The following is a 26,802-nucleotide window of genomic DNA, read 5'->3' as shown; positions in this document are numbered from 1 at the left end:
CGATCGAGTGCTTATGAAAATCAAGACATCCATCCATGCTTCCTCCATTGTCGAGGAAGGCGCCAAAATCGGCCAAGGTGTGCGCATCGGGCCGTTCTGCCATGTCGGCGCCGATGTGGTGATCGGCGACGACGTCGAACTGGTCAGTCATGTCTCGGTGATGGGCGCGACGTCGATCGGCGCCTCGACCAAGGTCTACCCGATGGCGACATTGGGCGCGCCGCCGCAGAACACAAAGCACAAGGGCGGCCGAACCACCCTGGTCATCGGCAGGAACTGCACGATCCGCGAAGGCGTGACCATGCATCTCGGTACCGATTCCAGCCGCGGTGAGACGACGGTTGGCGACAATGGCAATTTCCTTGCCTACGCCCATATCGCCCATGATTGCGTCGTCGGCAACAATGCGACGTTCGCCAATGGCGCAACGCTGGGCGGCCACTGCGAGGTCGGCAACAATGTCTATATCGGCGGCCTGACCGCAGTGCATCAGTTTGTCCGCATCGGCGACAACGCCTTTCTGGGCGGCTGCTCCGCGGTCGTCGGCGATGTCATCCCCTTCGCCATAGCGGTCGGCAACCGCGCCAGTTTGCGCGGTCTCAACATCATCGGGCTCAAGCGCTCCGGCCTGCCGAGGTCCGAAATCCTTGTGCTGCGCAAGGCTTACAGGATGATCTTCGATCGTTCCCGCACCGTTGGCGAGAACATCGAGTTCGCCAAGGCGGAGTTCGCGTCGTCGCCGACCGCCATGAAGATCATCGATTTCATCACCAGTCGCGGCAAGCGGCACTATGCTGTGCCGTCGCTCAAGGGCGGCGATGGCGACGATGTCGATGACGAAGACTGAGACAGCGGCAGCGCGTCTTGATCTTCCGCCGGGCTCCAGGGTCGGCATCATTGCCGGCGGCGGCAGTCTGCCGGTCGAAGTCGCGGCCGGTTCGGCTGAACAAGGCTATCCGCCCTTCGTCATCCTGATGGAAGGCGAGGTCGACCGCATCGCGGAGCTCTCCCGATACGATCATGAAAGCCTCGCTCTGGAAGGTATAGGTTCGCTGGTCCCATTGCTACGGCGGCACCGGATCACCCATCTGGTGCTTGCAGGCGAGATCAAGCGCCGACCGCGATTGCTTGCGCTGCGCCCCAGTCTCAGCCTGCTCGCGGTAATTCCGCTGGTCGTCATGGCGCTCGCGCGTGGCGACGATGGCCTGCTGAAGGTCTTGGCGAGGGGCCTCGAAGCCCGTGGAATAAAGGTTGTGGGAGCGCATGAAATCGTGCCGAGCCTTGTCGCCGCCGAAGGCGTCCTGACCAACGCCGCGCCACAAAAGTCGGACTGGCGTGACATCGAGGCAGGCCTTGACGCAGCAAAGGCCATCGGGGCGCTGGACATCGGCCAGGCCGCGATCGCCATCGGTGGCCGGACCATTGCGCTGGAAGGCATCGAAGGAACAGCCGGATTGCTTGAGCGGGCAAAGCTTTTACGCGGCCACGGCCGTATTGCGGGCAAGACCCGCGGCGTCCTGGTCAAGTGCGCCAAGCCTGGCCAGGAACTGCGAGCGGATCTTCCGTCCATCGGCCTGCAGACGGTCGAAGCAGCGCATGCAGCCGAGCTTGCCGGGATTGCCGTCGAGGCGGGACGTTCGCTGGTTCTCGAAGGTCCTGAAACCATCGCGCGCGCCAACGCACTCGGCCTGTTCGTCATTGGCCTGCCTGCCACGACGGAGCGGCACAATGGCTGACAGGGCATTGAAGATCGCGATTGTTGCCGGCGAGGAGTCCGGCGACCTGCTTGGCGCCGATATAGTGCGCTCGCTCAGGCAGGCTGCGGGACGCGAGGTGCAACTCGTCGGCCTCGGAGGCCGTCATCTGCAGACGCTGGGACTGGTCTCGCCATTCGATGCCGGCGAGATCGCCCTTATGGGATTCAGTGCCGTCCTGCGCGACCTTCCGCGCCTGATGCGGCGGATCAGCCAACTGGCCAAGACCGTTGCCGACGAAAAGCCGGATTGCCTCGTCACCATTGACAGTCCGGACTTTTCGTTGCGCGTCGCCAAAAAGGTGCGTGCGGCCAACCCGTCGATTCCGATCATCCACTATGTCTGCCCGAGCGTGTGGGCGTGGCGGCCGGGCAGGGCGGTCGCGATGAAGCCCTATGTCGACCACATCCTCTGCATCCTGCCTTTCGAGGTTAAGGAGTTGGAGCGGCTCGGCGGGCCATCGGGCACCTATGTCGGGCATCGCCTGACGCACGATGCGGGCTTGCTCGCTGCAGCCAAGGCGCAGGAGTTGCCGCGCGACCTTTCTCCTGATCGGGTCAAAACCTTGCTCGTCCTGCCCGGTTCGCGGCGTAGCGAGGTACGGCGGCTGCTCGACCCGTTCGGCGAGACGGTGTCGATCCTGCGCGCGCGCGGCCACCGCTTGCGGCTGCTGCTGCCGACCGTCCCGCATGTCGCCGACCTCGTCAAATCTTCCGTCAACCGCTGGGATGAAAAGCCTGAGATCATCGTCGATCCCCAGCGCAAATGGCAGGCTTTCGGCAGGGCCGATGCGGCGCTGATCGCGTCCGGGACGGTATCGCTGGAACTGGCGCTGGCCGGCGTGCCGATGATTTCCTGCTACAGGCTCGACCCGGTCGCGCGCATCTTGGCGCCGTACCTCGTTTCCGTCTGGTCGGCGCTGCTGCCCAATCTGATATCGGATCGAGCGCTTATTCCCGAATTCTACGACGGCTATATCAAGCCGAATAACCTTGCCCGGCAATTGGAAGCACTGTTCGCCGACAGCGGCATGCGTGCCTGGCAGAAGGATGGATTTGCAGAGATCAGGCGGCGCATGGCTACCGGTAGACCGTCCGGCGAGATCGCCGCGCAGGTGGTGATGCGGTACGTCAAGAGAGTGAGTAGTCAGTAGTCAGTAGAAATGGTCGACTTCACTACTCACTACTCACTACTCACTACTCACTATTTCCTAATTCACCGCTTGGCGATCGGCACGTAATCCCGCTCCGGTGCACCGGTATAGAGCTGGCGCGGGCGGCCGATCTTCTGGCGCGGATCCTCGATCATCTCTTTCCACTGGGCGATCCAGCCGACGGTGCGAGCGACCGCGAACAGCACGGTGAACATGGTGGTGGGGAAGCCCAGCGCCTTCAGCGTGATGCCGGAATAGAAGTCGACATTCGGGTAGAGCTTCTTCTCGATGAAATAGGAATCGGTCAGCGCGATCTTTTCCAGCTCCATGGCGATGTCGAGCAGCGGATCGTCCTTGATGCCGAGCTCGCCCAGAACCTCATGTGCCGTCTTCTGCATGATCTTGGCGCGCGGATCGTAGTTCTTGTAGACGCGGTGGCCGAAGCCCATCAAGCGGAACGGGTCGTCCTTGTCCTTGGCGCGGGCGATGAATTCGGGGATGTGATCGACATGGCCGATCTCGCCAAGCATGTTGAGCGCCGCTTCATTGGCGCCGCCATGCGCGGGTCCCCACAGGCAGGCTATGCCGGCGGCGATGCACGCAAACGGGTTGGCGCCCGACGAGCCGGCGAGGCGAACGGTCGAGGTCGAGGCATTTTGCTCGTGGTCGGCGTGCAGGATGAAGATGCGTTCCATGGCGCGCGCCAGCACCGGATTGATCTTGTATTCCTCGCAAGGCACGGCAAAGCACATATGCAGGAAGTTGGCGGCAAAGTTCAGCTCGTTCTTCGGGTAAATGAAGGGCTGGCCGATGTGGTATTTGTAGGCCATCGCCGCGATCGTCGGCATCTTGGCGATCAGCCGCATGGAGGCAACCATGCGCTGGTAGGGGTCGGAAATGTCGGTGGAGTCGTGATAGAAGGCCGACAGCGCGCCGACCACGCCGCACATCACCGCCATCGGATGCGCGTCGCGGCGGAAGCCGGTGAAAAAGCGCGACATCTGCTCATGCACCATGGTGTGGCGCGTCACGCGGTAATCGAAATCGTCCTTCTGCGCCTTGGTCGGCAATTCACCGTAGAGCAGGAGATAGCAGACCTCGAGGAAGTCGCCATGTTCGGCCAACTGGTCGATCGGATAGCCGCGGTGCAACAGGATGCCGGCGTCGCCGTCGATGAAGGTGATTTCGGACTCGCAGCTTGCCGTCGAGGTGAAGCCGGGATCGTAGGTGAAAGCGCCGGTGGTTGAGTAGAGCGAGGCGATGTCGATCACATCAGGCCCGACCGAACCGCTTCGCACCTTGAATTCATGGGTCTTGCCGGCGAATTCAAGCGTTGCGGTGGCCTCTTGGGTCTTGCCCAAATCCAGTTTTTTCGCAGCTTCGGTCATTGCAAACTCCTTCTTGTTTCCTCATGCCGGCAAAGGCAAATTTCGCAGAGCGACACGTCGAAAATCACCGCAATGCGCGTATTCGCCACCGCATTTCAGGAGGTGCGTGCCAGATTGGGCCAAGGCCTAATGTTGCACTGCGAAACCCGCCTTTCAATGCCAATCTTCTTGGGCCAGTTTGCTCCTAATCGATTTGATCTGAGATGCGCGCCAGGCTTTCCTCGCGGCCGAGCACGGCGAGCACATCGAACACGCCCGGCGAGGTGCTTTTGCCGGTCAAAGCGGCGCGCAAAGGCTGGGCCACCGCGCCGAGCTTGTGGCTGCCGGCCGCCGCCACCTCGCGGATCGCCGCCTCCGCCGAGGCGGCTGTCCAGTCATCCGCAAGCCCGTTCAAAGCTTCGTGAGCACTGCGCAGGATCTTGCGGGCGTCATCGGTGAGCAGAAGCGCCGCCTTGTCGTCGATCGGCAGCGGTCGCGTGGCAAACAGGAAGGCCGCGCCGTCGACGAGCTCCACCAGCGTCTTGGCGCGCTCCTTCAGGCCCGGAAGCGCTGCCAGCAACTGCGCCTTGGTGCTGTCGTTCAGGCGTGCGGCGATCGCCGGGCCACCTTCGAGGTAGGGCAGGGTGGCGATGAAGATGTCGAACAGTTCGGCATCGCTCATGCGGCGCATATGCGCGCCGTTGATTGCCTCCAGCTTGGCGAAGTCGAAGCGCGCCGCGCCCTTGTTGACGTCGCCGATGTCGAACCAGGAAATCATGTCCTTTATCGACATGATCTCGTCGTCGCCATGGCTCCAGCCGAGACGCGCCAGGTAGTTGAGCAGCGCCTCCGGCAGGTAGCCCATGGCGCGATAAGCCTCGACGCCAAGCGCGCCGTGCCGCTTCGATAGCTTGGCGCCATCGGCGCCGTGGATCAGCGGGATATGCGACATGGACGGCACGTTCCAGCCCATGGCGTTGTAGATCACGGACTGGCGAGCGGCGTTGGTCAGATGATCATCGCCGCGAATGATATGGGTGACGCCCATATCATGATCATCGACGACGACGGCATGCATGTAAGTGGGATTGCCGTCAGAACGCAGGATGATGAAATCGTCGAGATCCTTGTTGGGAAAGCGCACGTCGCCCTGGACCCGGTCATGGACGACGGTCTCGCCTTCGGTCGGCGCCTTGATGCGGATGGCGCCCTTGGCGCCTGCGGGTGCCTCTGAGGGGTCGCGGTCGCGCCAGCGGCCATCGTAGCGGGGTGGCAGCCCTTTGGCTCTGGCGGCCTCGCGCATGGCCTCCAGTTCGGCTGGCGTGGCGTAGCAATAATAGGCCTTGCCGATGCGCACGAGCTCCTCGGCCACCTCGCGGTGGCGCGGCGCACGCTCGAACTGCGACACCGGCTCGCCGTCCCAGCTCAGGCCAAGCCAGGAAAGCCCGTCGAGGATGGCAGCCGTCGCGGCTTCATTGGAGCGTTCGCGATCGGTGTCCTCGATGCGCAGCAGCATCGTGCCGCCGGTATGCTTTGCATACAGCCAGTTGAACAGCGCCGTGCGCGCGCCGCCTATGTGCAAATAGCCGGTGGGCGAGGGGGCAAAACGGGTGACGACCTTGTCGGACATGGAACTCTCGGAAACCATCTGAAGCGGGGTGCGGTCGCGCGGACTTTCGCGCTTTGCGCGTTCATGTAGCATAGGGTGTCGAGGGCGCAAGGGGCAGACCCGATGGCTGGACGAGGCTGGGGCTCGGATCAGGGCGAGGACGCTGCCATTGGCGTCAGCGAACGGTCCCTGTTTGCGCCTCTGCCAGCCTCATTGCCGCCGCCGTCGCCCCTCGTGCCGGATTCCGGCAAGCTGCCCTTGCAAACGGGTGTCGCCGCCTCTGTTCCGGTTGCCGGAACCGGCAGGATCGTGCGCGTGCGCCGGCAGATCGGCCTGATATCACTGCCTCGCCTGCGCCACAGCGTGAACACGGCGGCGAGCCTGGAACTCGACCGGGGCGTGGCCTTCCTGCTGGTGCCGGTCTGCCTTGCGATCGGAGCGATCGGCTATTTTTCGCTGACGGCTGAACCCGACTTTGCGAGACCTGTCGCGGTTGTCATCCTGACGGGGATCTGTGCGCTGGTCTCGCGCTCATGGCCAAAGACCCATCTGTGTTTCATGGCGGCACTTTTGTGCGCCCTAGGACTGCTTGCTGCCAAGGTCGAGACGTGGCGTGCGGGCACACAAATGTTGGGCTCGGAAATCTCGACGCAGGTGACCGGCCGCGTCGTCTCGCTCGACCGGATGGAAACTGGCCGTATCCGGCTGACCATCGACGTGACATCGACCGCAAGACCGAAACTGCGCTATGCGCCGGAACGGGTACGGCTTTCGGCACGCAAGATCCCGGCTGACGTGACCGCAGGCTCGCTCATCACTGGATATGCCAAGCTTTTGCCGCCGACCGGGCCGGTGCGACCGGACAGCTATGATTTCTCCTTCGACAGCTATTTTGCCGGCATTGGTGGCAGCGGATTCTTTCTCGGCAATCCAAAGCTTGTCGTCAGCGATGATGGCGACATGCCGCTGTCGGCCCGAATTTCCTCCAGCGTGGAAAATGCCCGTGAAGGCATCGCCGACCATATCAGGGCGAGCGTCGGCGGCGCCGAAGGCGAGATCGCCGCGGCGCTGATCGTCGGCGTGCGCGCCGGCATTCCCGACGACATCAATGAGGCGATGCGACGTACCGGCATCTACCACATCATCTCCATTTCGGGGCTGCATATGGCTCTGGTCGCCGGCACCATCATGGGGTTGCTGCGCGGCGCCTTCGCCTTGTTTCCCGATCTTTCCGCGCGTCGCCCGGTCAAGAAGTATGCCGCTGCCGCCGCACTGTTCTCGATCGCAGCCTACCTCGTCATCTCAGGTATCGTCGTCGCCGCCGAGCGCAGCTTCATCATGCTGGCAGTGATGCTGATTGCAGTTCTGTTCGATCGAGCAGCACTCACCATGCGCAATCTGGCGATCTCGGCGATCGCCGTCATCGTGGTGTCGCCGCATGAGGTGGTCGGCCCGAGTTTTCAGATGTCGTTCGCCGCGACTGCGGCTCTGGTCGGCGCTTATGCCGGCTGGGCGGATCACCGCGCGGGAAAAGCAAGACCGCCGCCGCCGAAGCGATCCTTGCCCGGGTTCCTGACACGAAAATTCCTGCTGGCGGCAATTGGTCTGGCCATGACCTCGATCATCGCCGGCAGCGCCACGACGCTGTTTGCCATCTGGCATTTTCAGCGTGTGTCGCCGCTCAGCCTGTTCGCCAATCTCGCGGTTATGCCGATCGTCACCGTCGTCATGTTCCTGGCCGTCGCCAGCGCGCTGCTGATGCCTTTCGGATTGGATTGGCCAGCTCTCTACCTGATGGGCAAGGGCCTGACGATGATGATCGCCATATCGGGCTGGATCTCCGAGCGTTCGCCTGTCGATGGGGTCGGGTTGATTTCGCAGCAGTCGGTCCTGCTGGTGGCCATTGCCCTGGTCATCGCGACGATGGCGACGACATGGCTGCGGCTCGCGGCTCTGCCATTCGCGTTGGCAGGCTTGCTGACCGTCTCGGATACGCGCACGCCCGATGTGCTGATCTCGGAAGACGCCCGGCTGGTGGCGTTGCCGATCGGTGGCGGTGAGCTTGCCGTCAGCCGGCAACGGCCGAACGAATTCACCGTCGACAACTGGAAACGCGCGCTGACATCGGAAACCATCGTCGTTCCGGAAGTGTTCGACAACAGCGATGGGCAATTCGACGTCGCGGATGCCGTTGAGCTACCGCCGGGATCGCCGTTCTATTGCTCCTCAGGCGTTTGCGTGGCCAGGCACATGTCCGGTGCGATCATTGCCTATGTCGAGGACCGCAAGGACACCTGGAAAGCCTGCGGCTTCGCCGAGCTGATCGTCGTCAACGACGCCACCGCCTATGACGCCTGTCACAACCCGCTGGTTCTCGTCATCACCAAGCGGCAACTGGCTCGCAAAGGCAGTGCCGCGGTCTTCTTCGATCGCCAATCGGCGACCACGCCGGCGACGATCAGCTTCGCGGTGGACAGCCCATATCGGCCCTGGCACACGCAACGCAGATACTCTCGCGAGGCGAGGGGGCTGGCACCCTTCAAGAAACCCGAGAAGCCAGTGGTCAACCCACAGCCGTCTCAGTAGCGACGGATCAGGCCGACGAGCTTGCCTTGCACCTTGACCCTGTCCGGCCCGAAAATCCGTGTCTCATAGGCTGGATTGGCGGCTTCGAGGGCAATCGAGGCGCCCTTGCGGCGGAACCGCTTCAGCGTCGCTTCCTCTTCATCGACCAGCGCCACGATGATCTCGCCGGGGCTGGCCGTGTCGGCGTTACGGATGATAACGGTGTCGCCGTCGAAGATGCCGGCCTCGATCATCGAATCGCCCTTGACCTCCAGTGCATAGTGCGCGCCGCCCATGATCATGTCCGGCGGCACCGAAATCGAATGCGTCTGATGTTGGATGGCATCGATCGGCACGCCGGCGGCGATGCGACCCATGACCGGGATCGAAACGGCAGAGACCGCATCGTCGTCATTGCCGGGCGAAGGCATCCGCGAAGGCGCCGGCTTGATCTGCCGGCCAAGAGCACCACCCTGACCAAGACTGCCCTGGATGACGCTTGGCGAAAACTTCTTTGCCGCATTGAGGCCTGGCGCGATGGAGTCCGGCAGCCGCAGCACTTCCAGCGCGCGGGCCCGATTGGGCAGCCGGCGGATAAAGCCGCGCTCCTCAAGGGCCGTGATCAGCCGATGAATCCCGGATTTGGAGGCAAGGTCGAGCGCCTCCTTCATCTCGTCGAAGGATGGCGGAATGCCGCTCTCCTTCAGGCGTTCATGGATGAACATCAGCAGTTCATGTTGCTTGCGTGTCAGCATGGCGGCCCCCAGGTTCCCTGAAACCAGAATCGAAAAACAAACCCAGAACAAACACTATCTGTTCCAGTTGTGTTCTGCAACCGTTTAAAGTTTAATGAATTTGTTAAGGCTGCTGAAATTATTTGGCGCTTGCCAGCGGGTTACGATCGACGGGCGCCACCTTCGGCAATGCGCCTGCTCACATTGAAATTGTTATGGTTAATGACCTGTGGCTTATCCCCTACCAAAGCTTGGCATTATCTGTCGATCGACCTCGACAAGGAGCGATTGCAACCTTCGGGACGTTCGTTGGCCGTGAACGAAACGGAGCCAAAACGCCAACGTCAGTTGGGCATTTTGGCTGGAAATTCAGCTCTCCGTCATTTGCCAGGCAGTGAGGGCAGCGACGGCGGATCGCCGGGATCGGTGCGTCAGGTAACGGCTTCCTTGACGGCGAAACGCTGGTCCTTCCATGCACCCGTGCGCAGAATGTCTTCCAGAACCTCAACCGCCAGCCACACATCCTTGTAGCTGACATAGAGCGGCGTGAAGCCGAAACGGATGGTCGACGGTGCGCGGAAGTCACCGATCACCCCGCGCTCGATCAGCGCCCGCATGATTTGATAGCCATGGTCGTGAAGGAACGACACCTGGCTGCCGCGCCTGGTCGCGTCGCGGGTAGTCTCCAGCGCGAGACCGTAGGCGCCGCACTTGGCTTCGACGAGCTGGATGAACAGTTCTGTCTGCGCGACGCTCTTCTTTCGCAATGCCGCCATGTCGACGTCGCTCCAGATGGCAAGCGCGCCTTTGAGCGCCCGCATCGACAGGACCGGTTGCGTACCGCACAGAAAACGGCGGATGCCGGCGCCGGCAACATAACCCCGTTCGAAGGCAAAGGGCCGCGCATGGCCCCACCAGCCGCTGAGCGGCTGGCTGATATCGCCGTGGTGGCGCTGTGCGGCATAGATGAAGGCCGGCGCGCCCGGACCGCCGTTGAGGTACTTGTACGTGCAGCCGACAGCGAAATCGGCATTTGCCTGATCGAGCTCGACGGGCAGGGCGCCGGCGGTGTGGCAGAGATCCCAGACGATCAGCGCTCCGGCCGCATGAGCCCTGCGCGTCAGCGCCGCCATGTCGCGCAGTTCACCCGATTTGTAATTGACGTGGTTGACCAGCACCACCGCGACGTTTTCGTCGATTAGCTCTTCGATGGTCGGCGCGTCGACGCCCGCGAGGCGCAGCAGGACGCCATCCCGGGTCGAGGCCACGCCTTCGGCGATGTACAGGTCGGTGGGAAAACTGTCACCTTCGGCGACGATGGCTGACCGGCCGGGCCGCATCTCCATCGCTGCGTGCAGCACCTTGTAGATGTTGGTCGATGTCGTGTCGCAGACGACGGTCTGGCCGGCCGCGGCTCCTATCAGGCGTCCGAGCTGGTCACCGAGTTCGATCGGCATCTCGAACCATCCGGCCGTGTTCCAGGCTCGGATAAGATCTCGGGCCCATTCCTGCGTCGCCGCCTGCTGCAGCTCGCCGAAAACGGCATGAGATGCTGCCCCCAGTGAATTGCCGTCGAGATAGATCACCCCCTCCGGCAGAATGAAACGGTCGCGCATGGCCCGCAGCGGATCCGTGGCATCCATCGCTTCGACTGCGGCGAGATCAGGAATTCCACTCATGGTCAGTCCCCGGTTGTTCGCGAAGGGTTCCCGCCACAGAGCGTCCCTTCAGTGAGCCTGTTCTCATTTCGATGATGTCAGAGCCGGGTGCGGACCGTCCACAGCTCCGGAAACAGCACGACCTCGAGCATTTTCTTCAGATACGAAGCACCCGACGTGCCGCCGGTGCCGCGCTTCAGACCGATGATGCGCTCCACCGTGGTGACGTGGTTGAAGCGCCAGCGGCGGAAATAATCCTCGAAGTCGACCAGCTTCTCGGCCAGTTCGTAGAACATCCAGTAGCGCTGCGGATCGCGGTAGATAGTCTGCCAGGCGACCAGGACCTCTTCATTCTCGGTTCGCGTCTCACGCCAGTCCGTGCGCCTGGCATCGGCACCGATGTCGAATCCGTTGCGCGCCAAAAGCAGCAGCGCTTCGTCGTAGAGCGATGGCTCGGCCAGAATGGCTTCCAGCTTTCCGCTGAGGTCAGGCCGATGCTTGTGAGGGCCGAGCATGGCCAGGTTGCGGTTGCCGGCCATGAACTCGATGGCGCGATACTGCCAGGACTGAAAACCCGAGGACTGGCCGAGCGCGTCGCGAAACTCGGTATATTCGCTGGGCGTCATCGTCCGCAGCACATCCCAGGCATTGTTCAGCTGCTCGAAGATGCGCGCGACTCGCGACAGCATCTTGAAGCTCGGCTCGAGCCGGTCGGCGCGGATCGAGCGGATCGCGGCGCCAATCTCGTGCAAAGCGAGCTTCATCCACAGTTCCGAGGTCTGGTGCTGGATGATGAACAGCATCTCGTCATGCGCCGACGACAGCGGCGTCTGCGCCTCCAGCACTTTCTCCAGGTGCAGATAGTCGCTGTACGACATGCGCTCGTTGAACGACATCTGTGCGCCTTCGGACGCCGGATCGTAGGGCTCGCTCAATTGACTTTCTCCGTGCGCAGCCGGAAGCGCTGGATCTTGCCGGTCTGGGTCTTGGGCAAAGCAGCAATGAATTTCACCGATCGCGGGTATTTGTAGGGCGCGATCGTCGCCTTGACATGGTCCTGCAGGCGCTTGGTCGTCAATGCGTCAGGCGCCACGCCCTGCACCAGCACGACATGCGCCTCGACGATCTGGCCGCGCTCGGCGTCCTCGGCGCCGATCACCGCGCATTCGGCGACGTCGGGATGTGACAGAAGTGCGGCCTCGACCTCGGGGCCGGCAATGTTGTAGCCGGCGCTGACGATCATATCGTCGGAGCGCGCGGCGAAATGGAAGAAGCCGTCCTCGTCCTGCGTGAAGGTGTCGCCGGTGATGTTCCAGCCGTCGCGCACGTAGTCCTTCTGCCTGATATCGGCCATGTAGCGGCAGCCGGTCGGGCCGCGCACCGCCAGCCTGCCGGTCGCGCCGCGCGGTACTTCGCGCATCTCGTCGTCGACGATGCGCGCCTCGTAGCCGCCGACCGGCTTGCCGGTCGACGCGGGCTTCATGTCGCCAAAGCGGTTGGAGATGAAGATGTGCAGCATTTCGGTGGCGCCGATGCCGTCGAGGATCGGCTTGCCGGTCTTTTGCGTCCACTCTTCGAAAACCGGAGCGGGCAAGGTTTCGCCGGCTGAAACGGCAACCCGCAGCGAAGACAAATCGGCACCTTCATCCATGGCCTTCAGCATGGCGCGGTAGGCAGTCGGTGCGGTGAAGGAGATCGTGGCTTTGTAGGTCTCGATGATGTGGATCATGTTGGGTGGCGTCGCCTGCTCCAGCAGCGTCGCCGCCGCACCGACGCGCAGGGGAAAGATAGCGAGCCCGCCAAGGCCGAAGGTGAAGGCCAGCGGCGGCGAGCCGACGAAGATGTCGTCCGGCGTCACCTCCAGGATTTCGCGGGCATAGGCGTCGGCGATGATCAGGAGGTCGCGGTGGAAATGCATCGTCGCCTTCGGCACGCCTGTCGTGCCCGAGGTGAAGCCGAGCAGCGCGACATCGTCGCAGCCGGTGTTGACGGCGGTGAATGTCACCGGCTTGTCGAGAGCGGCACGATCGAGCTCGGCATCATGGTTGGCGGTGCCGTCGAAGCCTATGACCTGTTTGAGGAAGGTGCTGTCCTTGGCGCAGGCGGTCATCTCGTCCATCAGCCTGGTGTCGCAGAGCGCGACGGTGATTTCCGCCTTGTCGACGATCTTGGCCAGTTCGCCGGCGCGCAGCATAGGCATGGTGTTGACGACCACGGCGCCGACCTTGGTGGCAGCCAGCCAGCAGGCGACCATGGCGGGGTTGTTGGCCGAGCGGATCAGCACCCGGTTGCCGGGCTCGACGCCATAATTCTCGACCAGCGCGTGGGCGAGCCTGTTCGTCCAGTCGGACAGTTCCTTGTAGGTGCGGCGGCGGCCATTGCCGATCAGGGCTGTGCGGTCGCCGAGGCCCTTCTCGACCAGCCGGTCGGTCAGTTCGACACCGGCGTTGAGGCGTTCGGGATAGTCGAAGCCGTCGAGCAGTATATCGGGCCATTGCTCCGGCGGCGGCAGGTGATCGCGCGTGAACGTGTCGATATGCGCTGAAGGCCCAAGCATGTCGCCGCTCTCCCGTCTGCTGCCTGGCCAGTGCGCAATGCGCCTTGGCTGGATGTGGTGGATCCTAAGGTCCTGCTCTGAGGAGGCTTCATGCTGCCCATCACGCCTGCTCGGAGATGCGCGCCCGAAAGGGTGAACATCTGCAGGTGAGGGCAGCACAGCAGACCTCCCATTGTCGGCTGTTCGTGCGGGCAGGATCGCACCAGTCGAAATTTGTTTCAAGCCTAAAATGTTTTTGCCCTGGAGCATTGACGCATGGCGTGGCGCTGGCCATTGCTAGCGCAACAGCGATGCCGTTTTGGGGGAGGGCGCAGATGTTCGAACGTCACATCGTCGATTGGGATGATGCCTATGCCAACGGCGCGAACATTGCCGGCAGCGACCGTTGGCCAGCCGCCTGGGCCGAGCCAGCGGCAGCATTCCGCGATGCGCTCTCGGCAGAGAGCCGGGCACGGCTCGACATCGCCTACGGCGACGGGTCGCGCAATCGGCTCGATCTTTTCCTTCCCAAGGCCGCGCCCAAAGGACTGGTGGTGATTATCCATGGCGGTTACTGGCTGGAGACCGACAAGAGCTTGTGGTCGCATCTCGCCAAGGGCGCGGTCGACAGCGGCTTCGCCGTTGCGATGCCCTCCTACACGCTGTGCCCGGACATACGCATCGCAGGCATCGTCCGGGAAGTCGGGGCGGCGATTGGCAAGGCAGCGGCAATGGTTGACGGACCGCTGATGCTGACCGGACATTCGGCCGGCGGCCATCTCGCCACCCGGATGGTGACGACAACCACGCCTCTGGCGCCGGATGTGGCGCGGCGCATACGCCATGTCGTTTCGATTTCAGGTCTACACGATTTGCGTCCGCTCATGCGCACCGGCATGAACAAGGACCTGGCAATCGACGAAGAGGAGGCGCTGGCTGAAAGCCCAGCCCTGCTGCGCCCGATGGATGGCGCCCGCGTCACCTGCTGGGCCGGCGGCGGTGAGCGCGCCGAGTTCCTGCGCCAGAATGCGTTGCTTGCCAACATCTGGACCGGCCTTGGCGCCACCACCAGCACCGTGGTCGAGCCCGACCGGCATCACTACGACATTGTCGACGGCCTTACCGATCCGGCGCATCCGCTGACACAGAGCTTGATCTCGAGCTAGAGCCGAGATCACTTTCTCGTCTGTTATGAACGGCTTGCCTGGAATTCCTCAGCGCAGCATCAAAACGCTGCAAGCCTCGCCCGCGGCTGCTGCAGGGGCAAACGGCGCCCGCACGATCAGCCCGTTGGCGTCGGCCAGCATTCTCAGCATCGAGGAATCCTGAATGCCGAACGGCGTCGCCACCAGCGCGCCGTCATCTTCCCTGACCACGGCTCGGACATAGTCCTGGCGCAAATCATTGGCCGGCATTGCGGCACCCAGTCGCGCTGGGCGAATGTCCTGGCGATGGTTGCGGCCGCCGAGCCGCGCCAGCAGCGGCTTCAGGAACAGTTGCGAGCAGACCAGGCTTGCCACCGGGTTGCCGGGCAGGCCGATGCACCTGATATCGCCGAGGCGGCCGAACATCAGCGGCTTGCCGGGGCGCATGGCGATCTTCCAGAAGCCGAGCGTCATGCCTTCGCCGGTCAGCACATCGTGGATCAGGTCGTGATCGCCGACCGAGGCGCCACCAAGCGTCACGATGACATCCGCACCGGCCGCGACCGCTTTTTGCACCAGTTCCGCGATGGCCTCCTTGCGATCGGCGGCAATGCCGAGATCGAGCGCGCGGGCGCCGACCGAGTGTGCGGTGGCAGCGACGCCATAGGCATTGGACGAGATGATCTGGTCCGGGCCGAGATTACTGCCCGGCGGCAGCAATTCGTCGCCGGTGGCGATGATGGCGACCAGCGGTCGTCTTACCACCTTGACCTGGGGATGGTTGGCCGATGCTGCCAGCGACAGTGCCGCCGGGTCGAGCAAACGGCCTCTTTCGAGCAGCATGTCGCCTGTTGAAAAATCGAGCCCGATGCGACGGATATTGCGCCATTGCGCCGTCGGCTCGGTCACTTCGATTTCGCCGCCGCCGAGGTCGCGGACATTCTCCTGGATGACGATGGTGTCGGCGCCTTCGGGCAGCGGCGCGCCGGTGAAGATGCGCACCGCTTGTGCCTTGCCGATCCTACCGGCAAAACCACGTCCGGCCGGCGCCATGCCGATCACCGACAGCCTGGATGGGACCGACGTGACGTCGGCGGCGCGCGCCGCATAGCCGTCCATGGCGGAAGCATCGAAAGGTGGCTGGGTACGGAGTGCCACGACCGGTTCCGCCAGAACACGATCCACCGCCTCGAACAGAGGAACGCTTTCGCCGGCTAGAGGTGCCGCACCATCGAGCAGGCGTTCAAGCGCCTCCGCGATAGGAACCAGCGCCATCAGGAACTCGCCTTGTAGTCACCCGACTTGCCACCGGTCTTTTCGACCAGGCGGATGCCGGTGATGACCATGGCGCGGTCTACTGCTTTGGCCATGTCGTAGATGGTCAGGCAGGCTACCGAAGCGGCCGTCAGCGCTTCCATCTCGACGCCCGTCTTGCCGGTGACGCGGGCCAGTGCGGTGACCTTCAGGCCAGGTAAAGCGTGGTCCGGCTCGATGTCGACGGAAACCTTGGTCAGCAGCAGCGGATGGCAGAGCGGGATCAGCTCATGCGTCTTCTTCGCCGCCATGATGCCGGCAATGCGCGCGGTGCCGAGCACGTCACCCTTCTTGGCGTTGCCGGCGAGGATCATCTTCAGCGTCTCGGGCTGCATCGCGACAAAGCCTTCGGCGATCGCCGTGCGCGTTGTTTCTTCCTTGTCGCCGACATCGACCATGTTGGCCTCGCCCTGCGCGCCGAGATGGGTCAGGCCTGATACCATCGTCAGATAGCCTCGGCCAAAGCCTTGCCTGTCAGAAGCAGGCGCGTCGCGGTGGTGACGTCCTGTTGCCGCATCAGGCTCTCGCCGACAAGAAAAGTGCCGATGTCGCTCTTTTGCAGCCTGAGGCAGTCGTCATGGGTGAAAATACCGCTCTCGCTGACCAGCAGGCGGCCGCCCGGCACCATGGGTGCCAGCCGCTCCGACGTTTTAAGGCTGGTTTCAAATGTTCTCAGATTGCGGTTGTTGATGCCGATCAGCCGCGACGACAGTTTTAGCGCGCGCAGCGTCTCGGCCTCATCATGCACCTCGATCAGCGCATCCATGCCGAGTTCGAATGCCGTTGCCTCAAGCTCGCTCGCCAGGGCGTCGTCGACGCTGGCCATGATGATCAGGATGGCATCCGCGCCCCAGGCGCGGGCTTCGTAGACCTGATAGGGATCGAACAGGAAATCCTTGCGCAGCGCCGGCAGCGCGACGGCGGCTCGCGCCCGGGTGAGAAATTCAGGCGCACCCTGGAAGGACGGTGCGTCGGTCAGCACCGAAAGACAGGCAGCGCCACCCTTGGCATAGGCCTGCGCCAGCGCCGGCGGATCGAAATCGGCGCGGATCAGCCCCTTGGACGGGCTTGCCTTCTTGATCTCGGCGATCAGCGCAAAGGCGCCGGATTTGCGCTTCGCTTCGAGTGCGGCAAGAAAGCCGCGCGGTGCGTCCGCGTCCTTGGCTCGCGCCTTGATTTCGGCCAGCGGCACACGTGCCTTTGCCGCCGCGATCTCGTCGCGCTTGTAGGCCTCGATCTTGCGAAGGATGTCAGACACGTTTTACCCGTTCGAAATCTCGACCAGCCTGTCGAGCACTTGCAGGGCCCGGCCGCTGTCGATGGCTTGCGCGGCGAGCGCGATGCCGTCGGCAAGCGTCGTCGCCTTGCCCGCCACCACCAGGCCGGCGCCGGCATTCATCAGCACGGTGTCGCGATAGGCGCCGGCAGCGCCGCCCAGCATATCGCGCAAGGCTTTGGCATTGTAGTCCGCATCGCCGCCACGCAGTTCGTCCCTGCTGTGGCGCGGCAACCCGACCGCTTCAGGCGTCAGGGTGAAGCTGCGGATCTCGCCGCCGATCAGTTCGGCGACCTGCGTCTCGCCGGTGGTGGTGATCTCGTCATAGCCGTCGCCATGAGCAACCCAGGCATGCTCCGCACCCAGTGCCTTCAGCGTCTCGGCAACCGGCAGGATCCATTCCGGCAGGAACACACCGACCAGCTGCCGCTTGACGCCAGCTGGATTGGAGAGCGGCCCGAGCAGGTTGAAGATGGTGCGGGTGCCGAGTTCGACGCGGGTCGGACCGACATGTTTCATCGCTGGATGGTGCGCGGGCGCGAACATGAAACCAATGCCAGCCTCGTGGATGCAGCGGCCGATGAATTCGGGCGAGATGTCGATCTTGACGCCGAGCGCAACCAGCACGTCGGCGGCTCCTGTCAGCGAGGACAGGCCACGATTGCCGTGCTTGGCAACCGGCACACCACTGCCGGCGATGACAAAGGCCGATCCCGTGGAAATATTGACGCTGTGGGAATTGTCCCCGCCGGTGCCGACGATATCGATGGCGCCGTCCGGCGCGTCGACTTGCAGCATCTTGGCCCGCATGGTGGCGACGGCGCCGGAAATCTCGCTCACCGTCTCGCCTCGCACGCGCAGCGCCATCAGGAAACCGCCGATCTGGCCGGGGGTCGCATCACCCGACATGATGATGTCGAAGGCCTCGCGCGCTTCCTCGAAGGAAAGCGCGCTACCGGTCGCGATCTTGGCGATATGGGTTTTCAGCGCGCTCATCTTGTCGAGGCTTGGGCGACGGCGGCCTGGTCGACGCGAACGTCGTACTGCGTCTGCAACTGCGCCACCAATTGGTCGAGCAGGTCGTCCGACATGCCGGAGGTGAAGGATTTCTGTGCGTCATCCGGCACCGAGCTGGCATCGGCCCCGGCGGGCTCGAACACTTCGGCGACCTTGTACAGGATCTCTCCGTCGCCGGTAGGCGAGGGGATCAGGCCGGTACCGCCTTCGCCGACTCCGAACATCGCTGCGGCACCTTCCTTGCCGAAATCGACGTCGTCAGCCTCGCGCTTCACACCGCGCTTGGTCTGCTTTTCCAGCTTCAGTTCGCTGGCAATGACATCGAGCGTTGCGCCGGCCTTGAGCCGCTTTTCCAGCTCGTCAGCCTTGGCGGCGAGCCGCTTGCTTGTTTCCGCCGCCGTCCAGTCGGCCACGACTTTCTGACGAACCTCATCCAGCGTGCGGTCGCGAGCCGGCGTGATGGACGCCACCTCATAGAAGACGAAGCCGTTGTCGGCTGTGGTCAAGGCATCGTTTTCCGTGTTGGGTTCGGCGTCGAAGACCGCTTTGATCAGCTCCGGCGATTGCGGCAGGTCCTTGACGATGCTTGCATCTGGCCGCAGTCCACTGCGATCGATGGCGTCGATGGTGACGACCTTCAGCTTCAGCTTGGCCGCAGCGTCGGCCAGCGAACTGCCGGCGGCGCGGGTGTCATCGTAATTGTCGCGCACGTCCAGAAGGATGCGGCTTGCCTCGCCCAGCGCCAGATCCTTGCGGATCTGGTCGGACACCTCGGCCAGCGGCTTCACCACCTCGGGCTTGATCTCGGTGACACGCAGCAGCACCGGACCGAAGGCGCCCTGCACGACCTGGCTGACTTCATTGGCGTTAAGCGCGAAGGCGGCGTCGGCGACCGCCTTGTCGGCGATCTTGTCCTTGGCAAGCGTGCCGAGCAACGTGTCGGCTGGGGTCTTGCCTTCCGCCGTGACCAGCTTGTCGAAAGTGGCGCCTGCCTTGAGCGAATCGAACGCGGCCTTGGCCGCATCCGGCGTCTTGAACACGAGCTGCTCGATGGTACGCAATTCCGGCGTGGTGTAACGCGCCTTGTTCTTGTTGTAATCGTCGCTGACCTGTTGGTCGGTGACGGCGGTCGGATCCATGATGTCGACCGGCTCGAGGCGGACATAGGAGAATTTGCGGTATTCGGGTGCCGCATATGTCTTCTTGTTGGCTTCGAAATAGGCCGAAAGCACGCTATCGGATGGCGCCACGATCGGCTCGACGAGTGCCTTGGGCAGCGTCAAATAGTCGATGGTGCGGTCTTCGCCGCGATAGAGCGCAACTGCCTTGAAGAAAGTGTCCGGAGCCTTGAGGCCGTCCGAGACCGCCTCGACAATCTGCTGGCGCACCGCCACCTGAGCACGGTTCTTCAAATAGTCCTCGGGTCGCATGCCAATCTGCTGCAGCATATATTCGAACGTTCTGCGATCGAACTGGCCGCCCGGGCCTTTGAAGGCCGGGTCTTCGCGTGTCAGCTCGGCCAGCCGGTCTTTGGAAAGTCCGAGGCCCAGCTTGCGGGCCTGTTCATCGAGAACGGCACCCGAGACGAGCTGCGCCAGCACCTGGTTATCGACACCGAGCGCCTTTGCCTGTTCGTGGCTGAGACGTTGGCCGAACTGCTGCGACATGACGGCGAGCTGGCGATCATAGGCGAGACGGTATTCGTTGATCGACACTTTGGTGCCGCCAGCGGTTATCACCGAATCATGGCCGGCCAAACCGCCCATCAGCCGTCCGGAAACGCCCCAGACCAAAAAGCTGAGCACCAGCAGCACCAACAGCCCCTTCGCGACCCAGGTGCCTGCCGCGCTTCTCAATATACCAAGCATTTTTACTTCCGATTTATGCGCATTTTCGCATGCGCCGAGTCTGAAACAAGCGCAATAGCGCCCTTCCGGCCCACTGTCGATTGCTTTGTGGCCTGATTTTGGTAGTGAGGGCCAGAGCCCCGATATCATCCGGAGAAGCAAACCCATGACGCCAGGAATTCGCCCGCTCGTCGCCGGCAACTGGAAAATGAACGGCACCAGCGCCTCCCTCAACGAGCTCAGGATGATCGGCAACGGCTTCATGAGTGGGCTTGACGCGGAGACCGAAGCGCTGGTTTGCGTTCCCGCAACCCTGCTTGCCCACGCCGCCGAGATCCTGTCGCGCACGCCGGTGCATGCCGGCGGCGAAGATTGCCACACCAAGGAGAGCGGCGCCTACACCGGCTGCATCTCGGCGGAAATGCTCAGGGATGCCGGTGCGAGCCATGTCATCGTCGGCCATTCCGAATGCCGCGAGCAACGCGGCGAGGATGACGCCACTGTCCAGGCCAAGGCATCCGCCGCATGGCGTGCCGGGCTTGTTGCCATCATTTGCGTCGGCGAAACGCATGAGCAGCGTGAAGCGGGCGCCACGCTGGACGTGCTGTCGCGGCAGGTCGAGGGCTCGGTCCCGCCAAGCGCCACCCCGTCCAACACCATCATTGCCTATGAGCCGGTATGGGCGATCGGCACCGGCCTGACGCCGACGGCGGTCGACGTCGCTGCGGCACACGCACATATCCGCGAAAAGCTGTCGGAAAAGCTCGGCGGCGTCGCGGCGAAGGTGCGCATTCTCTATGGCGGCTCGGTCAAGCCCTCCAACGCGGTCGAACTGCTCGGCGTCAGGAATGTCGACGGCGCGCTGGTTGGCGGCGCCAGCCTGAAAGCGGCGGACTTTCTCGGCATCGCCGAGGCCTATCGCAATATTGCTTGAAGACATTTTCCCCGCCGGACAGGGCTTCCGGTGCACGAAATCGTTGCAAAGGACGGGTTGCTTCCCATATTCCGGCCACGGGCTTGGAAATGCCGTCAAAGCATTGTATTGAGCCGCCTCCAATTCACCGGTCGTGTCCGCGGCCGGGCAAGGCCTTGCCAGGATAAACTATGGAAACCGTACTGATCGTCATCCATCTCATGGTCGTGCTCGCCCTTGTCGGCGTGGTGCTGCTGCAGCGTTCCGAAGGCGGTGGCCTCGGCATCGGTGGCGGGTCCGGCTTCATGACCGCGCGTGGTGCGGCCAATGCGCTGACGCGTGCGACGGCGATCCTGGCGGCTGCCTTCTTCGCCACCTCCTTGACCCTGTCGATCGTCGCCCGCTACGGCGAAAAGCCGATCGATATCCTGGACCGCGTGCCGGCGACCTCGGACGGCGCCGGCAAAGGCGTGCTCAACCAGTTGCCTGGAACCACAACTCCGGCGCCCGCGGGCACCACCACGCCGACGCCGCCTTCCGGCAACGATGCTTCGGCTCCTGCGACTGCCCCGGCCACTGCGCCTGCCGCCGGCTCGACGCCGCCGGCGACCAACGGCACGGCTCCCGCCGCACCGGCGACCCCGCAGGTTCCAAACCAGTAGTCCTCGGTGCCTGAACCGCGATCTGTGGTCGTTTGAACACAGTCGCGGCAAATGCAGCGAGATCACGAAGATTCGACGGGGTGAGGCATGGCCCCACGCTTGAGGCGGCCGCGCTTATTCGACTATAGATTGCACGCGGCATTTCCGGCGCCCTTGGGGGGCGCTGGGCGACGCCGTGGCAACAAGCATAGAACGATCGGATCTTCGCCATGCAGCTTCGCAGCTTCATTTTCCTGGGACTTTGCGCCGCACTCGGCCTGAGTTCCCCCGCTTTCGCAGGCGTTCCGGCCAATATGGCCGCACAGCCTTCGGCTGAAACAACTTCTGCCATCAACATCGCCGTCAAGAGTGATGCGTCGCAACTGAAGCTTCTCAAGAAGAAGAAAAACCCGACGCCCGACGACCTCGCCCAGATCAAGAAGATCGAGGCCAAGATCGTTGCCGACAAGGAAGCCGCCAAAGCCAAGGCGCTCGAAGCCAGGAAGCTGGCAATGCGCGAGGCGGCAAAGGCCAAGGCCGACGCGGAACGGCAGGCGTTCCTTGCCAAGAAGGGCAAGAGCGCGCCGGCAACCGAGGTGGCCGATGCCAAGCCGGCCAGGAAGCAGGCTGCCAAGATCATCGAGCCTATCGAACCGATAGCGCCGATCCAGTCGGCCGAGCCGCTTCCGGCGGAGGCCATGAACGTCGCCCTGACCGGCAACAATGGCGAACTGCGCAGCGAAGTCATCGGCCAGAAGAAGCCGAGCGGCGGCGGCCTGTTCGCCGGCCTTTTCGGCGGGACGTCGTCCGGCTCCTCGATAAGCTATCTTCCCGAGACGCGGGCTCTCGATCAGGCTCTCGCCAAGAGGGAGGCCAAGAAGCAGTTCAAGGTGAAGCCGGAATTCGTGCCGCAGGACGTGGAATTCACTGGTTACGATGCCGGCACCATCGTCATCGACACCAGCGCGCGGCGCCTTTACCTCGTCGAATCATCTTCCACCGCGCGGCGCTACGCCATTGCGGTCGGTCGCGAAGGCCTGCAGTTCAAGGGCACGGTCGCGGTCGGTGACAAGCAGGAATGGCCGCGCTGGATCCCGACGCTGGACATGCAGAAGCGCGAGCCGAAGCATTACGGCCAGTATAAGGACGGCATGCCTGGCGGTGGCCAGAATCCGCTCGGCGCCCGCGCCATCTATCTCTATGACGGCAAGAAGGACACGCATCTGCGCATCCACGGCACCATCGCGCCGCAGTCGATCGGAACCAGCGCCTCTAATGGCTGCTTCCGCATGATCAACGAGCACGTCATGGACCTCTACAGCCGCGTCAGGGTTGGCACCAAGGTCGTCATCATCTGACGTTTTCGTCATCCTGCCGAAAGGGCCGGCTCAGCCGGCCCTTTTGTTTTGCCCTGTTCACGATCCGAGCGCCTTCTTGGGAAAAAACCTTCGCGGTGGTTTTTTCTCTGGCGGAATCAATCCGGCCGCGTTAAGCGATGACTCCCATGGCGCGATATGTATTCATCACAGGCGGCGTGGTTTCCTCACTTGGAAAAGGCATTGCCGCAGCGGCCCTTGGGGCTCTCCTGCAGGCGCGAGGCTATCGCGCACGCATCAAAAAACTCGATCCCTATCTCAATGTCGATCCGGGGACGATGTCGCCGTACCAGCATGGCGAGGTTTTCGTCACCGACGATGGTGCGGAAACCGATCTTGATCTTGGCCATTACGAGCGCTTCACAGGCCGCTCCGCCAACCAGCAGGACAACATCACCACCGGCCGCATCTACAAGAACATCATCGAGCGCGAGCGGCGCGGCGACTATCTCGGCGCCACCGTGCAGGTCATCCCCCACGTCACCGACGAGATCAAGAATTTCGTCCTCAACGGCAATGACGACTATGATTTCGTGCTGTGCGAGATCGGCGGCACGGTCGGCGATATCGAGGCGATGCCGTTCCTGGAGGCTATACGCCAGCTCGGCAACGACTTGCCGCGCAACAATGCCGTCTACGTGCATCTGACGCTGATGCCCTATATCCCGACGGCCGGTGAGCTGAAGACCAAGCCGACTCAGCATTCGGTCAAGGAACTGCGCGGCATCGGCATCGCGCCCGACATCCTGCTGGTCCGCGCCGACCGCGCTATCCCCAAGGAAGAGCGCAGAAAACTGTCGCTGTTCTGCAATGTGCGCGAAAGCGCCGTGATCCAGGCGCTCGACGTGCCGCATATCTACGACGTGCCGATGGCCTATCACAAGGAAGGGCTCGATTCGGAAGTCCTGGCCGCCTTCGGCATCGATCCGGCGCCGAAGCCGCGTATGGAGCCGTGGCAGGCGGTGTCCAACCGCATCCACAATCCGGAAGGCGAGGTGACCATCGCCGTTGTCGGCAAATATACCGGCCTCAAGGACGCCTACAAATCGCTGATCGAGGCGCTGTCGCATGGCGGCCTGGCCAATCACGTCAAGGTCAAGCTCGACTGGATCGAATCGGAGATCTTCGAAAAGGAGGATCCGACGCCGTGGCTGGAAAAGGTGCATGGCATCCTGGTTCCCGGCGGCTTTGGGGAGCGCGGCTCGGAAGGCAAAATCCTGGCGGCGAAGTTCGCGCGTGAGCGAAAAGTGCCGTATTTCGGCATCTGCTTCGGCATGCAGATGGCCTGCATCGAGGCGGCGCGGTCGCTGGCCGGCGTCGAGCATGCGTCTTCGACCGAGTTTGGTCCGACCGAGGAACCGGTCGTCGGCCTGATGACCGAATGGCTGAAAGGCAACATGCTGGAGAAGCGCCGCGAAACCGGCGATCTCGGCGGCACGATGCGGCTCGGCGCCTATCAGGCCGAGCTCGCCAAGGGCTCCAAGATCGCCGAGATCTACGGCGACACGCAGATTTCCGAGCGCCATCGCCACCGCTACGAGGTCAATGTCGACTACAAGGAGCGGCTTGAGGATTGCGGCCTGGTGTTCGCCGGCATGTCGCCCGACGGCGTGCTGCCGGAAACGGTCGAATACCCGGACCATCCCTGGTTCATCGGCGTGCAGTATCATCCGGAACTGAAAAGCCGGCCGCTCGACCCGCATCCGCTGTTCGCCAGTTTCATCGAGGCAGCGGTGGAGCAGAGCCGGCTGGTGTAGGCCGGTCGGCCATGCAGACCTATGTCGCGCTGCTTTACAGCATCATTCTGGGCGAGGGCCGCCGGGTCGTCATGGCCGATCTCAAGGCCATGGCGGAAGATCTCGGGCTGAAGAACCCGCGCACCCTGGTGGCGACCGGAAATCTGGTCTTCGAGGCGCCGGCAACTGATATTGCCGACCTTGAACAGCGGCTGGAGGCAGCCTTCGAAAAAACCTTCGGCCGCCATGTCGACATCATCGTGCGTGGTGCCAAGGACTGGCTGAAGCTTGCCGCCGGCAATCCGTTCCCGGCCGATTCGGCCAAAGCAGGCGATCAGGTGGCCGTACGGGTGATGCGCAAGCCTGCGCCCGTGGAGGCCGTGACGGGGCTCCAGGCCTATGCCGGCGAGGATGAAAAAGTGACTTCGGTCGGCGGCGACATCTGGGTCGTCTTTTCGCGCGAGAGGCCAAGCTCGCGGCTGCTTGCGGCGATGAATCACAAGCGCATGGGCACGGGCACGTCGCGCAACTGGAACACGGTGCGCAGATTGGCCGAGATGCTCGGGTAGGTTTTGGGGCGGCTCTCGCCGCCCCAAAATTCACCTTGTCAGGCCTTCGCGGTCCTGGCGCCGGCGCCCAAAGCGGCGGTGCGCAGCACGTAGTAGATGATGCCGGCGATCGCCACGCCGAAGAACCAGCCATAGACACCCCACCAGGACGGCAGCCAGTTGGTGAAGTTGGGCAGGATCGACGAGAAGATGGCGCCGATGCCGGCGGCGATGAAGGCGTTGACGTGCCAGCCGCCCTGGAAGCGGAATTCGCCATCTTCGCGATAAAGCGCCTCGACGTCGACCTCACCCTTCCGGATCAGGTAGTAGTCGACCATCATCACCCCGAAGATCGGCCCCATCGTCGCGCCGATGATGTTGACGAAGGAAGCCGCACTGCCTTCCCATGGCGCGAAGGGATAGAGCAGCAGGGCGATCACGGCCGCGATATAGCCGCCCTTCTTGAAGTCGATCTGCCTGGGAAAGACATTGGAGAAGTCGAAGGCCGGCGAGACGAAGTTCGCCACGACGTTGATGCCAAGCGTCGCAACTGCAAAGGTCAGGGCAGCAAGGGCTGCCAGGAACCAGCTGTCGAATTTCGCCGATATCTGGTCGGGATGCAGCAGCACCTCGCCATAGACGTCAAAGGCGGCAATGGTGGTGACGCCGGCCACCAGAGAAAACAGGATCAGGTTGATCGGCAGGCCCCAGATGTTGCCCTTGCGCAGCGATGCCTTGTCAGGCGCGTAACGGGCGAAATCGCAGAAATTGAGATAGAGCGCCGAGAAATAGGTGACCCAGATCGCGGCCACCGCAAACAGCGAGGTCCAGGAGCCAGGCGTGCCGGGCACGCCCGCATCCTTCGTCTTGTCCAGCAGCACGTCCATCGGGATGTCGCTGGTGAAGGCAAATCTCCCGGATTTGACACAGAGATAGATCGCCAGGATCAGCATCATCACCCACACCGCGGGGCCGGCCCAGTCCTGGAAGCGGCGGACCGTTTCCATGCCGTTCTGGATGATCAGCAATTGCAGCCCCCAGATGACCACGAAGCAGATCACCTCCAGGCCGGTATGACCGAGGAAGTGCGTGCTGGCGTTGAAATCGGCGAACCATTGCGTGCGGATCAGCAGCGCCACGATCGCGCCCGAGGCGGCGGCAGTCTGCGCGCCGTACCAGAAGCAGGCGACGACGGCGCGCACCAGCGCCGGTATGTTGGCGCCCCAGATGCCGAAAGAGGCGCGGGCAAGCACGGGGTAGGGCACGCCCGTCTTCACGCCGGCATAGCCGACCATGTTCATCAGCGCGTAGATGATCAGCGAGCCGATGCCTATGGCGATGATGAAATTGACGAAGCCGCCGCAGAACAGGAACAGACTGGCGGCAAGATAGTAGCCCCAAAGGCTGTGGACGTCCGACGTCCAGACGTTGAAGATCGAGAATGGTCCCCAGTTTCGAACTTTGGCCGGAGCCAAATCCTCGTTGTACAGATCAGGTGAAGCACCCTGTATCGTCATGGCAATGTTCCCCTTTTGCAGCACGCGCCCTCACGCGTTGGCCGCGTGCAGGTTAAGCCTGCCGCAGGGGAACCGACAAGCAACCTATTTGCCGGC

The 26,802-nt window shown here is 63.0% G+C and carries 22 protein-coding genes; 10 read left to right on the top strand and 12 right to left on the bottom strand.

Annotated elements, in window-relative coordinates; all coding sequences use genetic code 11:
* The first annotated feature begins 13 nt into the window (after window positions 1–13).
* From lpxA to lpxB, 3 genes are read left to right on the top strand one after another with little or no spacing between them, the layout of a single operon-like run.
* Window positions 14–847, top strand: coding sequence for an acyl-ACP--UDP-N-acetylglucosamine O-acyltransferase (gene lpxA, locus LB519_RS06905; RefSeq protein ID WP_224619206.1), 834 nt, complete (start codon window positions 14–16; stop codon window positions 845–847).
* Window positions 819–1,736 carry an LpxI family protein gene (locus LB519_RS06900; protein WP_224619205.1) on the top strand — a complete coding sequence of 306 codons (918 nt, stop codon included), beginning with the start codon at window positions 819–821 and terminating at the stop codon, window positions 1,734–1,736. The genes lpxA and LB519_RS06900 overlap by 29 nt, the downstream gene beginning before the upstream one ends.
* A complete protein-coding gene (gene lpxB / locus LB519_RS06895; protein ID WP_224619202.1) occupies window positions 1,729–2,907 on the top strand; it encodes a lipid-A-disaccharide synthase in 1,179 nt (392 codons plus the stop codon). Before LB519_RS06900 ends, lpxB begins: the two co-directional genes overlap by 8 nt.
* 62 nt (window positions 2,908–2,969) lie before the next feature.
* Here the strand turns inward: lpxB and gltA are convergent, their stop codons facing one another.
* Together gltA and gltX are read right to left on the bottom strand one after the other, a co-directional pair.
* A complete protein-coding gene (gltA, locus tag LB519_RS06890; RefSeq protein WP_013531749.1) occupies window positions 2,970–4,295 on the bottom strand; it encodes a citrate synthase in 1,326 nt (441 codons plus the stop codon).
* Window positions 4,296–4,479: 184 nt separating this feature from the next.
* Window positions 4,480–5,904 carry a glutamate--tRNA ligase gene (gene gltX, locus LB519_RS06885; RefSeq protein WP_224619200.1) on the bottom strand — a complete coding sequence of 475 codons (1,425 nt, stop codon included), beginning with the start codon at window positions 5,902–5,904 and terminating at the stop codon, window positions 4,480–4,482.
* Window positions 5,905–6,006: 102 nt separating this feature from the next.
* On the opposite strand from gltX, the gene LB519_RS06880 reads away from it, so the two are divergent.
* Window positions 6,007–8,469 (top strand): ComEC/Rec2 family competence protein, encoded by a 2,463-nt coding sequence (locus tag LB519_RS06880; RefSeq protein ID WP_224619198.1) that lies wholly within the window; start codon window positions 6,007–6,009, stop codon window positions 8,467–8,469.
* Here the strand turns inward: LB519_RS06880 and lexA are convergent.
* The 4 genes from lexA to LB519_RS06860 form a co-directional block, all read right to left on the bottom strand.
* A complete protein-coding gene (gene lexA / locus LB519_RS06875) occupies window positions 8,463–9,203 on the bottom strand; it encodes a transcriptional repressor LexA (RefSeq protein WP_013531746.1) in 741 nt (246 codons plus the stop codon). The two genes, LB519_RS06880 and lexA, sit on opposite strands and share 7 nt — an antisense overlap.
* Window positions 9,204–9,613: 410 nt before the next feature.
* Window positions 9,614–10,861 (bottom strand): kynureninase, encoded by a 1,248-nt coding sequence (kynU, locus tag LB519_RS06870; RefSeq protein ID WP_127385142.1) that lies wholly within the window; start codon window positions 10,859–10,861, stop codon window positions 9,614–9,616.
* A 77-nt stretch (window positions 10,862–10,938) separates the two neighbouring features.
* Window positions 10,939–11,775, bottom strand: coding sequence for a tryptophan 2,3-dioxygenase (kynA, locus tag LB519_RS06865; RefSeq protein WP_013531744.1), 837 nt, complete (start codon window positions 11,773–11,775; stop codon window positions 10,939–10,941).
* Complete coding sequence (locus LB519_RS06860) at window positions 11,772–13,397, bottom strand: AMP-binding protein (RefSeq protein WP_224619197.1); 1,626 nt, start codon at window positions 13,395–13,397, stop codon at window positions 11,772–11,774. The genes kynA and LB519_RS06860 overlap by 4 nt, the downstream gene beginning before the upstream one ends.
* A 314-nt stretch (window positions 13,398–13,711) precedes the next feature.
* On the opposite strand from LB519_RS06860, the gene LB519_RS06855 reads away from it, so the two are divergent.
* Window positions 13,712–14,542, top strand: coding sequence for an alpha/beta hydrolase (locus LB519_RS06855; RefSeq protein WP_224619195.1), 831 nt, complete (start codon window positions 13,712–13,714; stop codon window positions 14,540–14,542).
* A gap of 48 nt (window positions 14,543–14,590) precedes the next feature.
* On the opposite strand, the gene glp is transcribed toward LB519_RS06855, so the two are convergent.
* Genes glp through LB519_RS06830 form a run of 5 tightly spaced genes read right to left on the bottom strand, consistent with a single transcriptional unit; the run spans window position 14,591 to window position 19,996 of the window.
* Window positions 14,591–15,796, bottom strand: a complete 1,206-nt coding sequence (glp, locus tag LB519_RS06850) for a gephyrin-like molybdotransferase Glp (RefSeq protein ID WP_224619193.1) — start codon at window positions 15,794–15,796, stop codon at window positions 14,591–14,593.
* Window positions 15,796–16,278, bottom strand: coding sequence for a cyclic pyranopterin monophosphate synthase MoaC (moaC, locus tag LB519_RS06845; RefSeq protein WP_024503337.1), 483 nt, complete (start codon window positions 16,276–16,278; stop codon window positions 15,796–15,798). The genes glp and moaC overlap by 1 nt, the downstream gene beginning before the upstream one ends.
* 2 nt (window positions 16,279–16,280) lie before the next feature.
* Window positions 16,281–17,093 (bottom strand): indole-3-glycerol phosphate synthase TrpC, encoded by an 813-nt coding sequence (gene trpC, locus LB519_RS06840; protein ID WP_027161566.1) that lies wholly within the window; start codon window positions 17,091–17,093, stop codon window positions 16,281–16,283.
* Between the two features lie 3 nt (window positions 17,094–17,096).
* A complete protein-coding gene (trpD, locus tag LB519_RS06835; RefSeq protein WP_024503335.1) occupies window positions 17,097–18,107 on the bottom strand; it encodes an anthranilate phosphoribosyltransferase in 1,011 nt (336 codons plus the stop codon).
* On the bottom strand, window positions 18,104–19,996 hold the full coding sequence (locus LB519_RS06830; RefSeq protein WP_063167979.1) for a SurA N-terminal domain-containing protein: 1,893 nt from the start codon (window positions 19,994–19,996) through the stop codon (window positions 18,104–18,106). Before LB519_RS06830 ends, trpD begins: the two co-directional genes overlap by 4 nt.
* A 145-nt stretch (window positions 19,997–20,141) precedes the next feature.
* Here LB519_RS06830 and tpiA point away from each other — a divergent pair, with 145 nt between their 5' ends.
* The 5 genes from tpiA (at window position 20,142) to LB519_RS06805 (ending at window position 25,210) form a co-directional block, all read left to right on the top strand.
* Complete coding sequence (gene tpiA / locus LB519_RS06825; RefSeq protein WP_224619191.1) at window positions 20,142–20,909, top strand: triose-phosphate isomerase; 768 nt, start codon at window positions 20,142–20,144, stop codon at window positions 20,907–20,909.
* A 170-nt stretch (window positions 20,910–21,079) separates the two neighbouring features.
* Window positions 21,080–21,550 carry a preprotein translocase subunit SecG gene (gene secG / locus LB519_RS06820; protein WP_013531735.1) on the top strand — a complete coding sequence of 157 codons (471 nt, stop codon included), beginning with the start codon at window positions 21,080–21,082 and terminating at the stop codon, window positions 21,548–21,550.
* 209 nt (window positions 21,551–21,759) lie between these two features.
* A complete protein-coding gene (locus tag LB519_RS06815) occupies window positions 21,760–22,887 on the top strand; it encodes a L,D-transpeptidase (protein WP_063172119.1) in 1,128 nt (375 codons plus the stop codon).
* A 137-nt stretch (window positions 22,888–23,024) separates the two neighbouring features.
* Window positions 23,025–24,662 carry a CTP synthase gene (locus LB519_RS06810; RefSeq protein WP_013531733.1) on the top strand — a complete coding sequence of 546 codons (1,638 nt, stop codon included), beginning with the start codon at window positions 23,025–23,027 and terminating at the stop codon, window positions 24,660–24,662.
* An 11-nt stretch (window positions 24,663–24,673) separates the two neighbouring features.
* Window positions 24,674–25,210 carry a DUF1697 domain-containing protein gene (locus tag LB519_RS06805; protein WP_013531732.1) on the top strand — a complete coding sequence of 179 codons (537 nt, stop codon included), beginning with the start codon at window positions 24,674–24,676 and terminating at the stop codon, window positions 25,208–25,210.
* Between the two features lie 38 nt (window positions 25,211–25,248).
* Here the strand turns inward: LB519_RS06805 and LB519_RS06800 are convergent, their stop codons facing one another.
* Window positions 25,249–26,706 carry an NCS1 family nucleobase:cation symporter-1 gene (locus LB519_RS06800; RefSeq protein ID WP_024503329.1) on the bottom strand — a complete coding sequence of 486 codons (1,458 nt, stop codon included), beginning with the start codon at window positions 26,704–26,706 and terminating at the stop codon, window positions 25,249–25,251.
* Window positions 26,707–26,802: the final 96 nt, after the last annotated feature.

The organism is Mesorhizobium sp. AD1-1, from assembly GCF_020164655.1.
Classification (GTDB): Bacteria; Pseudomonadota; Alphaproteobacteria; order Rhizobiales; family Rhizobiaceae; genus Mesorhizobium; species Mesorhizobium ciceri.
Note: the sequence above shows the minus strand (reverse complement) of the source record. Positions and strands in the feature narration are given on the sequence as shown.